Raw genomic sequence first — 12,558 nt, forward strand, 5'->3', positions numbered from 1 at the left:
GACTACCCACCCGCAATCCAGGAGCGCCTGCTCGCCAATGCCTACCGCTGGCAGCTCAAACCCGGCAAACGGCCTGAGAAAAAGCCACGTAAACCACGCAAGTCCAAAGCGGGAGAGAAACCGGCCAACCCCACAGAGTGATTGCGTCAGAACTCGAACGTGTACCCCACAATCACCCGGTTCTCATCCGCTGCATCGGCAAAATTCGAGCGCATGCTCGCATTGCGCCAACGCAGCGACACATTCCGGAGCGCCCCCGATTGCACCACGTAGGTGACGTCCGTGGTCCGCTCCCACTCCCGCCCTTCTCCGTCGCCAGCCGCCAGCGCCCTGCCCTTGACGCTGGCAATGCGCTGCGGGTCGACCTGGTCGCCCTTCACATAACGCACGTTGAACGTGAGCCCAGGGATGCCCACTGCAGCAAAGTTGTAGTCATAGCGCAGCATCCACGCCCGTTCGTTGGCCAGGGCAAAGGTGCTGACCTGCTGTTCGCTGAACAGGTAAGTATCGGTGCCACCCACGTAGGCGTATGCCGTATCGCCACGCACTTTCTGATACCCCCCGCTGAATGTATGGCCCTGCACGCTGTACCCGAAGTTGGTACTGAGGGTCTGGTTGTCGACTTCGCCCAGCAACGCCCGGCCCTGCTCCTGTGCATTGAACCAGCGCCACTCGGTGAACACATCCCCCGACCCGAGACGGGTCTTGAACTTGAACCCGGCAAAATCCCGCCGGAACAGGTCTTCGAGCGCGCTGGTGTGAACGCTCAGGGTCAGGTTGTCCAGCGGCTGGTAATCGACACCGGCGTAGCGCAGACGATCACTGGTGACCGTCGACGAATAGGCCCCTTGCTGCGCCATGGCGGTCAGGTCCTCGTAGTCGGTGGAGTCACGCAGTTTGGTGGCATCCACCTGCAGCAAGGTGAGCGTAAACCGGTTCAAGTCCTTGCTCACCAGTTGCGCACCGTTGAACCACTGGGGGAACAAGCGGCTGTTGTTGGACGCCAGCAACGGCAGTTGTGGGCTCAGGCCACCCACTTTCAACTCACTCTGCGCCAGCCTGGCCTTGAAGGTAGCCACGGCCTTTGTGTAGTCGTCCGCGGCGCGTTTGTCGCTACCCCGCGGCAACAGGCCGGAACCACTACGGTCGGGGGTAGAGTCCAGCTTGAGGCCCAGCATGCCGGCTGCGTCCAGGCCAAAGCCGACCTGGCCGTCGGTGTAGCCAGACTGCAAGCGCAGCATGAACCCCTGGGCCCATTCACCGCGTCGCGATTGCGCGGCGCTGTCACCGTGAAAGTCGCGGTCGAAATAAAAATTACGCAGTTCCAGGCTACCGCTGGCGCCATCGATGAAGCCGGCCTGCGCGTTTTGACAGGCGCAGCAAAGCGCCCCGAGCATCAGCGATACTCGCCGGGAAGTAATGATCATGGGTGTGCCTTATTCTTGTTGTTGTTCGAAGACTCAGCGCCAATCAGGTTCGGGGGTTGCGCACGTAGCGCATCACCACCAGGCAAGCGATCAGGATCAGCGGGGCGATGGACAACATGCCCATGGAGTTGCTACCGGTGAGATCATTGATCTTGCCCACCATCACCGGTGCGACGATGCCACTTAGCTGCCCGACCGAGTTGATTGCAGCAGTGCCGGTGGCAATTGCCAAGCCCGAGAAGGTCGATTGGGGGATGGTCCAGAAGATCGGGATGGCAATGAAGGTACCCGCGGTGGCCAGCACCAGCGCGGCCATCATCGCCAGCGACGAGTCGGCGTACAGGCACGCCAGCAAGTAACCGATAGCTGCCGCCAGCAGGCAGTACACCAGGTAGCGCTTGCGCTCGCCGGTACGGTCAGAGCGACGGGTCAGCAACACCATGCCCATGCAGGCCACCGCGTAAGGCAATGCCGACAGCACACCGACCCACAGCATGTCCTGCACACCTGACGACTTGATCAGGTGCGGCATCCAGAAGTTAAGGCCATAGGACGCAGTTTTGATCACGTAATAGATGAACGCCATGATCGCCACTTCGCGGGTCAGCAATACTCGCCAGATCGAGCCGAGGATGGGTTTTGCGGCACGTTTGTCCTGGGCCAGGTTCTCCGCCAGCAGGTCCTTCTCCTCGCGGCTCAGCCATTTCGCTGCCTCGATGTCACGGTCCAGCTTCCACAGCACCAGCAGGCCCAGCAGCACACACGGCAGCCCGGACATCAGGAACAACCAGTGCCATCCCGCGAGCCCCAGCACGCCGTCCATGGTCCCCAGCAAAAAGCCCGCCGCCGGGCCGCCCACCGCACCGGCCAGCGGCACCGCCAAAAACCACAGGCCATTCATCTTCGCCAGGTGCTTGCGGGGGAACCAGCATGCCAGGTAGAACAGGATCGCCGGGCCGAAACCGGCCTCCATCACGCCGATCAGAAAGCGCAGGAAATACAAAGTGTACTGGGTATAGGCAAACACCAGCGCCGCCGTTGCAAGGCCCCACGACACCATGATCCGGCAGATCCACGCCGGTGCCCCGTAGCGCTTAAGGCCAAGACTGCTGGGCACTTCGAACAGCACATAGCCGACGAAGAACATGCTAGCGGCCAGGCCATAGGCGGCATCGCTGAGGCCCAGCTCTTGCTGCATCTGGGCCTTGGCGAAACTGATGTTGATGCGGTCGAAGTACGAGAACAGGAAGCAGATGATGGCCAGCGGCATGATGCGCCAGGCCACACGGCGGTACAGCAGCAGTTCATTGATGTGACTGTCGTTGCGCTCGCGCGCCAGTTCGCCGGTCATGGCAACCATGGTGGATCTCCATTCTTGTAATTATTGGAGAGCAGCGACGCATCGAGGGGCGCCGCCAGCAGGTTTTTCAGCGGATGCGGATCAGTTTCTCCTTGAAGCTCTGGCCTTTTTCGACGTACTCGGCGGCGTTGCGCTGCATGCTGGCGATGGCCTCGGCCGACAGCTCGCGCACCACCTTGGCAGGTGCACCCAGGATCAGCGAGTTATCGGGGAATACCTTGCCCTCGGTGACAATGGCACCGGCACCGACCAGGCAGTTGTTGCCGATGACCGCGCCATTGAGCACCACCGCCTGGATGCCGATCAGGGCACCATCGCCAATGGTGCAGCCATGCAACATCGCCTGATGGCCGATGGTCACGCCCTGCCCCACCGTCAACGCAAAGCCGGGGTCGGCATGCAGCACCGCACCTTCCTGCACGTTGCTGCGCTGGCCGATACGGATCGGTTCGTTGTCGCCCCGCAGTACGGCCTGCGGCCATACGCTGACCCCTTGCTCGAGGGTTACGTCGCCGATCACGGTGGCGTCCTCGGCAACAAAAGTTTCCGGGTGCAGGTTGGGCGCCAGGGTGTCGTATTGGTAAATCGCCATCTCAAACCCTCCTCAAGCTGCGTCGTCGATTTTTAGCACGCCGGCCGCGCACAGCTCGGCAATGTGCTCATCGCTGTAACCCAGTTCGCGCATCACCTGGCGGGTGTGCTCGCCAATCCGCGCTATCGCCCGGCGTGGCTGCAGGCGCTGGCCGTCCAGCGACAGCGGTAGCAACGGCATCGGTGTGTGGCTGCCGTCTTCAAGTTGCAGCTCTGCCATACCGCCGCTCTGTTGCAGGTGCGGGTCGTCGAATAATTCTTCCGGGCGGCGGATGGGCGCAAAGGGTATGCCGTTGGCCTCCAGTTGCAGGGCCAATTGCCCGGCGTCGAGTGACGCGAACACCTCGGCCAGGTGCGCCAGCAGCCGTGGCCGTTGCAACACACGGTCGTTGTTACTGGCCAGTGTCGGGTCATCAAGCAAGGTGGTCTGCCCCAGCACCTGGCACAGCGCGTGCCATTGCCCTTCACCGGTGGCGGCAACGAACATCTGCTCGCCACCGGCGAAGGTGAACACGTCATAGATGGCCCAGGCACTGATGCGATTGGGCATCGGCGCTGCTGCCTCGCCGGTGACCACGTACTGCTGCATGTGCTGGGCTGCCAGCAGCACGCAGTTCTCGTAGAGGGCACTTTGCACCTCTCGGCCGCTGCCGGTGGTGTGGCGCTCGTTGAGGGCCGCCAGCACGCCAATGGCGCCGAACATGCCGCCCATGATGTCGTTCACCGAGCTGCCCGCGCGCAATGGGCGGCCCACTGGCCCTGTCATGTAGGCCAGGCCGGCCATCATCTGCACCACCTCGTCCAGCGCCAGGCGGTTGTCATAGGGCCCGCTGAGAAAGCCTTTGTGCGAGGCGTAGATCAGCCGTGGGTTGCGCTGGCGCAGCGCGGGGTAGTCCAGGCCCAGCGTGTGCATGCGACCGGGTTTGAAGTTTTCGATGAACACGTCGGCCGTATCGATGAGTTGCAGGACGGCCTCGCGGCCCTCGGGGGTTTCGACATTCACGGCGATGCATTGCTTGTTGCGGTTGAAGGTGCGAAAGAAACCCGCCCCCGCGCCCAGCAGACGGCGCGTGCCGTCGCCGCGCACGGGTTCGATCTTGATCACTTCGGCGCCAAGGTCACCGAGGATCATGCCGCAGGTCGGGCCCATGACCATATGCGAAATTTCGACGACGCGGATGCCGTCCAAGGGAAGTCTGGACATCGTGGTATTCCTCGTTCAGGCGGGTCAGGCGGGGTCGGTGGCGTCAGCAAAGTTCAGCGGTAGCCCGGCGCGGGCGATGCAGCCGTAAAGGGGCTCGCCCGGCAGCGCCTCGCTCAGCACATGGCGCGACTCGATCAGTGCAGGCAAATTGATCCCGGTGTCGTAGCCCATGCTCTGCAGCATGAACACCAGGTCTTCGGTGACGGTATTGCCGGAAGCACCAGGGGCGAACGGGCAGCCCCCCAAACCTGCCAGGGAGGCGTCAAGCTCGCGGATGCCCTGCTGCACCGCGACGAGGCTGTTGGCCAGGGCCAGGCCACGGGTGTCATGAAAATGCGCGGCCTTGAGGCGCGCACCGGCAATCGCCCGCACGGCCTGAAGCACCACCCCCACCTGGCCCGGGTTGGCGTAGCCAGTGGTGTCACCCAGCGAGACAAGGTCGCAACCGGCTTCGATCACATGGTGAGTCAGTGCACACAGGTCGGCCAGCGGGACATCGCCCTGACGCGTGCAGCCAAAGGCAACCGACATGCCGGCAATGATCTGCACATCATGCAGGGCCATTTCAGTACGCAGCTGGCACATGCGCCCCAGTTCTTCGACCATTTGCATGGGCGTGCGGCGCACGTTGGCCAGGCTGTGCGCCATGCTGACCGATACCGGCGCGACGATGCGATGGGCGCCTGACTCAAGTGCGTCCCTGGCGCCGCGCAGGTTCGGGGCCAACACCGTCACCTGCAGGTCAGGGTATGTGAGGGCGTGGGCCACCACTTCGCGGGCATCGGCCATTTGCGGCAGCAAGCGTGCCGGTACGAAGGAAGCGACCTCCATGTGGCGCACGCCGGCGGCGTACGCGGCGTCGACCCAGCGGCGTTTGGCGGCCGTTGGCATGGTCGTCTGCAGGCTCTGCAGGCCATCGCGCAGGCCGACTTCGTTGATTGTTATTGTTGTCATCTCGGTCTCTCTGGCTGAAGCGTTGCGCCAGACTAAGAGCTGGATGACGAGCAGAAAAGACGTGTTTCACGGGCTGATCCATCGTCAGCCACGATGGATCAGCCCGCCACCTGCCAGGGCGGTGCCCGCAGCAGCAGGTGGTCAAGCAGGCGCCGTGCCGACAGCGAGAGCGTGTGACGGGCGCGCATGCAAATGACGAATTCGCCAAGCGCCCAGTCGTCAGTCAGCGGAATGACCCGCAGGTCGAACAACGCAGCATAGCGGGCCACGGCTTCTTGCGGGAACACCGCCAGGCCAAGGCCGAACTGCACCAGCCGGTAGGCCGCGTCGAACGACGATACATACGAACGAAAGCACAACTCTTTGCCCGCCTGTGCGGCGCTTTTACGCATGAAGGCGTTCAAGGTAGCGAAGGCCGAAAGACCCAGGTGGTCGTAACTCAGGGTTTCCTCGAAGGCAATCTGGCTGCGGCCGGCCAACGGGTGATCAGCAGCAACGATCACGGCCAGGTGATCCTGCCGGTACGGTACGAACTCCAGGTCACCCGCCGCCATGGATTTGCGGCAGATGCCGAGGTCTGCATTGCCCTCGGCCACGCCACGAACGACATCGGTGCTGAAGCGCTCTTCGATATCGGCCTGGATCAGTGGGTTTTGCAGCATGAACGCCGACAGTTCCTCGGGCAGGAACTCCATGATCGACGATACATTGGCCAGCACCCGCACATGGCCGCGCGCGCCGTCGGCGTACTCGCTCAGCTCGCTGTCCAGGCGCTCCATGGCGCGGGTCATTTCCCGCGCATGGCGCAGCAGCGCCAGCCCCGCCGGGGTAGGCTCAACGCCGCGCTTGCTGCGTTTGAGCAAGGTAGTGCCAAAGCGTACCTCGATGTCAGAAATACGTTTGCTGACGGCGGAGGGCGCCATGAATGCACGCTCGCCAGCGCGGGCGATGGTGCCTTCTTCGCAGACGACGATGAACAGGCTCAGGGAAAGGTGGTCGAGGGGTTGCATCGCTTGACTCGGCAGGGGAAAGGGACCGCCGGTGCAATGTAGCAAAAACCACATTTGCTGCGAAAACTGGGTTTGAATCACTTGCCCCAATCCCCAACCTTGGGGCAACGCAGCCCATTACCAGCCGCCTCCAGAATACGTCACGAAAAGGCTCGCCCCCTTGCTCCACAAGACCCGCACCGCAAAATTCAAGTATTGGCACAGCTCTTGCCGATCTCCTCCCAGACGCCCCAAGTCCATGGGCCCGTTTGCAGGAGGAATTGACTCATGCACCGACCGATACCCCACCCGCTGGCAGTGGCGATTTTCGCCGGCATGCTCCAGCTCCCGGCGCAGGCTGCCTTGAATGCTGTCGATCCAGGCGCATACGTTCCCGCCAACGGCGGCTTCCCCGCCTGGTACCAGGACAGCCACGGTCGTACCCTCGACCTGTGCCTGACCAAGGCGGTCAGCTCCAGGGTTGCCGGCGCGCCCGGCGCACCGTCGTACATGTGCACGCTGCTGCCCACACCCGGCGTGTTCGACGATACCCAACCCATCGCCTTCCCCACCAACTTCCCTGACGAAGCATTCTGGTTCACCGCCGACGCTGCCATCGTCGACGCCGCCCGTGGCATCGACCTCAGCTACGGCACGGCGATCGAAGCGGCATTTGCCGCCGAAGAACCGGTTGAGGGTGACCAGGTCAGCTTCGCCCGGGTGCGAATCCGGGTCGATGTACCCACCGCCGGCACCTACGTGGTCACCCACCCCTACGGCGTGGAAGTGTTCGATGTGCCTGCCGCCGGCCGCCGGGCGATCAACATGACCCGCGACATCGGCATCGCCGGCGCAGGCGACTTCACCGGCGCGCTGAAAGGCGACGTCGGGCCTTTCCTGCGCAGTGTCAACGGCCCCTACACCGAAGGCAATGAACGCTTCATCGGTGACCCGAACCTTGAGGAACGGGTAACCGGCAGCCCGTTCAACACCAACTTCGTGCGCATCGAAGGCCCTGGCGGCATCGACCTGCGCACTGAACTGTTCGCCATTTCGGGCAAGCTTTCAGAAGTGGCCCTGCCAACCCCACTGATGCCACAGCGCAGCACCTACTCCCGGCACACCGAAAACGGCGACTTGCGCGCCCAGCAAGACATCTTCGTGATGGCCCCGCCGCCGCCAGCCAGCGTCACCCTGACCAGCCAAACGCCCAACCTGAACCTCACCGAGGCCAACGGCACTGGCGCCTGGTACGCCCAGTCGGCCCTGAACCCGGCGGCCGGCACCCTCGTGACACTGACCGCCGACAACAGCGTGTCGATCCCCACCAGCAGCCTGACCACCACCAACATGCCGCTGACCGACCTGGTCACCATCACTCAGGCCCAGTACCGCCTGTCCACCGGCGAGCTGACCCTGGTGGCCAGCACCAGCGACGAAACCACCCCGCCCGTGCTCACCGCACAAACCGGCAACGGCACGTTGATCGGCAACCTGGGCGGCACCGGCGCCGTGAAGACGTTGAGCATGACCCTGTCGCCCATCCCACCGGCCAAGGTGCAAGTCACCAGTGCCAATGGGGGTCGCGACACCGAAGACGTGGTGCTGGTGCCATGAACAGACAAAGGCTCAGCCTTCAAGGAGGCCGCATGAACACTTGGTCGCGCCGTGCGCTGTTCGCCGCCGGTTTTTCCCTCACCGTTACCAGCGCCGCCTTTGCCGCGTTGTCTGATGTCGACCCGGGGCCCTACACCTTCGCCACTGGCGGCTACCCGATGTGGTACAAGGACAGCCTCAACCAGTCCCTGGAACTGTGCCAGTCACGCGCGACCAGTACCCGGGTGCCCGGCACACCGGCCGCACCGTCCTACATGTGCACCCTGCTACCAGAGCCCGGCATCTACGACGATGCATTGCCGCTGGTGTTCCCCGACAACTGGCCGCCAGAAATGTTCTGGTTCCTGGCCGAAGCCACCATCCCTGCCGTTGGTAACAGCGGCTACGAACTGGATGCCTACGTTGCCGGCCTGGAAGCAGCCTTTGCTGCCGAGAACCCGGTAGACGGCGACCAGCAGAGCTTCGCCCGTATCCGTATCCGTGTCTCGGTACCCCGTGCCGGTGTATACACCATCACACACCCCTACGGTGTCGAGACCGTGAACGTCACCACGCCCGGTCGTCGAGCGATCAACATCACCCGCGACATCGGCATTGGGGCACCGGGCAACTTCACAGGGGCGCTCAATGGCGCTCTCGGGCCATGGCTGCGCGGGGTGGGCGGGCCTTACACCGAAGTCAATCCGGACACTGGCGCCACCGAAACCTTCATCGGCGACCCTAACCGGCCGGAAGCCGTGGCCGGCAGCCCGTTCAACACCAACTTCATCCGCATCGACGGCCCCCCCGGTCGCATCGAGACCGCGCTGTTCACGGTCTCGGGCAAGGTGCTGGACCCACGCGCGCAAACCCCGGTCACCCTGGAGCGCGCCACCTACTCACGCAATGGCAGCGGTACCCGTGTGGAAGTGTTCGCCAAAGCGCCGAAAGAGGCCAGCCTGTGCATGCGCAATGGCCTGGCACTGGTCGGCACGCCGCCATCGCCCTGCCAGTTCACCCTGACGGCAGACAACAACGGCCTGTTCTTCCACCAACAGCTTGGCCAGACTGCACCGCCTGCGGTGGTAGTGGTCACGGCCAGCAACAGTGCCGGCGGCACCCAGCCGACCGCGTTGTCGAGCAAGCTGACCGACGTGGTCAAGGTCAGTACCGCGCGATATGACTGGGCCAACAAGCGCCTGCTGATCGAGGCCAGGTCCAGTGATGAGGTAGCGATCCCCGACATGCTCGCCCAGGGTTACGGCCGCCTGTCGAAATCGGGCACGCTGCAAAGCATCACGATCAACGACGTGGCGCAACCGCCAGCCACCGTGACAGTCAAATCTGCCCATGGTGGTGCTGACGTAGAACCGGTGCTCGTGGTCGGCAACGCCCCCGTGGAGGCGGCCAACCAGCCACCGCTGGCCCAGGCTGACATCGGAAGCACCAGTGTCGGTATCCCGCTTACCCTCAACCTGCTGCTGAACGACAGCGATCCGGACGGCAACGTGCCACTGACCATCAGTGACCTCACCCAACCCGGTACCGGCCTTGGCGGCGTCGTGCTCAACGGTACCACCTCGGTTACCTACACCCCGCCAGCCGGGGCTACGCAACCGCTGGTGGCCACCTTCAGCTACCGGGCGGTGGATTCCAAAGGCCTGAAGTCGGAACCGGCCACGGTCACGATCAACGTTGCGCCTAACCGGGCACCGACCGCCAACCCGGAAACCGTCGCCACCCTGGGCGTGCCATTGACCATCAACGTGCTGGCCAACGACACCGATCCAGAGGGCAACGTGCCGCTGGCCGTTGCTGCCGTCACCCAACCGGCTGCCGGCCGGGGCACGGTCAGCACCGACGGCACCACCGTGACCTACACCCCACCGGCCACGGTCACTGCAGCCTTCACCGCCACCTTCACCTACCAGGCACGTGACTCGCTGGGGGCGCTATCCACCCCGGGTACGGTCACCGTCAACGTGTCGCCACGGCCTGCCGCCGAAACCTTCGCAGTCACGGCAGCCACCGTCACGGCGCGCTCCAACAACCGGTACAACTGGGACATCAGCGGTACCTCATCGGTAACCACGGGCAACGTTGTCACCGTCCGGGTCACCACCACCACCGGCGTGCAAACGCTGGGTACCACCACGGTACCCGTGACCGGCCGCTGGCGACTGGCAGTGAGCAACAGCACCACGATCATCCCGACCGCCGCGCCGACGGCAACCATCACCACCAGCCCGGGTACCACCCGCACCGTCAACGTGGTTGTGCAGTAAAGGCGGGGAAACGCCATGAAGCGCCTGTATCCACTGCTGTTCAGCCTGGCCCTGGCGGGCCAGGCCAGCTGGGCCGATGACCTGATGGACAACGCCGACCTTGCACCCGGCAATGACCTCGGTGAACCGGTGATCATCCGCCTGCTACCGGTCGGCGCCGGTCAGGCTGCAGTGATCGAGCAGCAAGGGTCAGGCAACCGCGCCGCCCTCGACCAGAACGGTCAGGCCCTGCTGGGCCGCATCGTCCAGGCCGGCGGTGCGCAGGAAGCGTACATCTTGCAGGAAGGCAGTGACCTGATGGCAACCATCAGCCAACAGGGAAAGGGCAACAGTGCGTCGATCCGACAGAGCGGCAGCAGCAACAGCGCAGCCATCGAGCAGATCGGCAACGACAACAGCGCCAGCATCGTGCAGTCCGGTTCGGGCCTCAGCAGCTCCGTGAGCCAGACCGGCAATGGCCAACATGTGCAGATCACACAATACCGATAGACCTGGAGGCACCACCATGTACAAGCTCGCCCCTTTAAGTGCCGCTATCGTCCTGGCCCTCGCAGGTCAGGCCATGGCTGCTGACAGCACCTCATCGCAGACTCAGGACGGCAAGGACAACATCGCCGAGGTCAGCCAGACCCAGGCATCCTTCGCTTCGGCCACGCAGAACCAGACCGGTAAAGGTCACAACCACCTGGCGGTGCAAACCGAGAGCACCAGCGATATCCAGCAGAGCGCCACCGGCCAGTACAACGCCGGCTACGCCGAGCAACTGTTCGAGAACGGCAGCCAGATTACCCAAACTGCCGGGGGCAGCTACAACGATGCCTTCGCTAGCCAGTCGGTAGGGATGAACAACGAATCGCTGCAAACCCAGCAAGGCGTCGGTAACAAATCCACCGTGTGGCAGGACACCCAGGAAGGCAGCAAAGCCGCCAGCTGGCAATCCGGCCAGCGCAACGAGGCCTTCCTTGAGCAGACCTTCGGTGGCAGCAACAACCGCAGTACCGTCCACCAGACCGGCCAGGACAACTATGCAGCCGCCGAGCACCTGAACCATGTCGATGGCGACATCCAGGTCTACCAGGATGGCCACGACAACTGGGCCTACGGCGACCAGCGTGAGGGCACCGGTGGCACCATTGGCATTGGCCAGTACGGTGGCGGCAACTCGGTGGAAGTGTGGCAGGACACCCAGGTCGGTAGCCAGGCTTCCGTGGTCCAGACCGGGCAGACGAACGAGGGCTATATCGACCAGAGCTTCGGCACCGGCAACAAGGTCAGCCTGACGCAGCAAGGCAATGCCAACGCCAGTTGGTCGGACCAGTTCGAAACCAATAACGCGACCGCCACCATCACCCAGACCGGCAACAACAACCTGCATTTCACCTACCAGAATGGTGAAAACCTCAACCTGACCATCAACACCAAAGGCAATGGCAACAGCATCACCGCCAGCAACTGGAAAGGCGCCAAGATGGGTGGCCAGTTCGGCACCAACCAAAGTGCCACCATCAACCAGACCGGCAACGGCAACGGCGTCAACCTGACCCAAAAAGGCGCTGACCAGGTGGCCACGCTGACCCAGACGGGCAAAGGCAACCAGATGCAGACCAAGCAGGACGACGTCAACAATGAGCTGTATTTCGAGCAGAACGGCACCGACAACATCCTGATCGCCGACCAGCGCGGTACCGACAACTATGCCTACGGCAACAGCCAGGGCACCGGCAACACCATTACCCTGGACCAATCCGGCTACAGCAACCAGAGCTACACCAACCAGCTGTACGGCAGCGGCAACGAAGCCACCATCAAACAGACTGACAGCATCAACGTCGCCTACGTGACCCAGGGAGGCCAGGGCAACAAGGCGTTCGTCGACCAGAGTGGTATCGCCCAAACCGCCACCATCACTCAGCTGGGCAGTGCAAACCTGGCCACCGTGACCCAAAAGTAACCCGCTCCCCCTTGAACCGCGGTGCTCCTCTCCCTGGTGCCGCGGTTCCTTTTTCGCTCACACCCTCTGCCCGGTATATGCATTCCCTGTAGGATCAGCCTTGTGCTGCGAAAGGGCCTGCAGGACTGGCACATCGTTGGGAGGCATACCGGCCTCTTCGCCGCACAAGGATGCTCCTGCGGGGATTGCAATTGCAGGGAT

At 63.3% G+C, this 12,558-nt stretch carries 10 protein-coding genes; 4 read left to right on the forward strand and 6 right to left on the reverse strand.

Features of this window, described 5'->3' with window-relative positions; translation table 11 throughout:
• Positions 1-146: 146 nt before the first annotated feature.
• The 6 genes from AC07XM_RS10960 to AC07XM_RS10985 all read right to left on the reverse strand — a co-directional run bounded on the left by AC07XM_RS10960 (position 147) and on the right by AC07XM_RS10985 (position 6,546).
• A complete protein-coding gene (locus tag AC07XM_RS10960) occupies positions 147-1,427 on the reverse strand; it encodes an OprD family porin (RefSeq protein ID WP_095117106.1) in 1,281 nt (426 codons plus the stop codon).
• Between the two features lie 43 nt (positions 1,428-1,470).
• On the reverse strand, positions 1,471-2,787 hold the full coding sequence (locus AC07XM_RS10965; RefSeq protein WP_016486761.1) for an MFS transporter: 1,317 nt from the start codon (positions 2,785-2,787) through the stop codon (positions 1,471-1,473).
• A gap of 67 nt (positions 2,788-2,854) precedes the next feature.
• Positions 2,855-3,379: a gamma carbonic anhydrase family protein gene (locus AC07XM_RS10970; RefSeq protein WP_016486760.1), complete on the reverse strand. Its 525-nt coding sequence runs from the start codon at positions 3,377-3,379 to the stop codon at positions 2,855-2,857.
• Positions 3,380-3,391: 12 nt separating this feature from the next.
• Positions 3,392-4,582 (reverse strand): CaiB/BaiF CoA transferase family protein, encoded by a 1,191-nt coding sequence (locus AC07XM_RS10975; RefSeq protein ID WP_096426042.1) that lies wholly within the window; start codon positions 4,580-4,582, stop codon positions 3,392-3,394.
• Between the two features lie 24 nt (positions 4,583-4,606).
• Complete coding sequence (locus tag AC07XM_RS10980; protein WP_102689067.1) at positions 4,607-5,536, reverse strand: hydroxymethylglutaryl-CoA lyase; 930 nt, start codon at positions 5,534-5,536, stop codon at positions 4,607-4,609.
• Between the two features lie 98 nt (positions 5,537-5,634).
• A complete protein-coding gene (locus AC07XM_RS10985; protein ID WP_016486757.1) occupies positions 5,635-6,546 on the reverse strand; it encodes a LysR family transcriptional regulator in 912 nt (303 codons plus the stop codon).
• Between the two features lie 267 nt (positions 6,547-6,813).
• On the opposite strand from AC07XM_RS10985, the gene AC07XM_RS10990 reads away from it, so the two are divergent.
• The 4 genes from AC07XM_RS10990 to AC07XM_RS11005 are packed head-to-tail and all read left to right on the forward strand — an operon-like array spanning position 6,814 to position 12,357.
• Entirely contained in the window at positions 6,814-8,142 is a 1,329-nt protein-coding gene (locus AC07XM_RS10990; RefSeq protein WP_102689068.1) for a hypothetical protein, read from the forward strand.
• A 32-nt stretch (positions 8,143-8,174) separates the two neighbouring features.
• Positions 8,175-10,406 (forward strand): Ig-like domain-containing protein, encoded by a 2,232-nt coding sequence (locus AC07XM_RS10995; RefSeq protein ID WP_023047903.1) that lies wholly within the window; start codon positions 8,175-8,177, stop codon positions 10,404-10,406.
• Positions 10,407-10,421: 15 nt separating this feature from the next.
• Positions 10,422-10,895: a curlin gene (locus AC07XM_RS11000; protein ID WP_016486754.1), complete on the forward strand. Its 474-nt coding sequence runs from the start codon at positions 10,422-10,424 to the stop codon at positions 10,893-10,895.
• 16 nt (positions 10,896-10,911) lie between these two features.
• Complete coding sequence (locus tag AC07XM_RS11005) at positions 10,912-12,357, forward strand: curlin (RefSeq protein WP_102689069.1); 1,446 nt, start codon at positions 10,912-10,914, stop codon at positions 12,355-12,357.
• Positions 12,358-12,558: the final 201 nt, after the last annotated feature.

Source organism: Pseudomonas sp. GW460-LB5 (genome assembly GCF_059423245.1).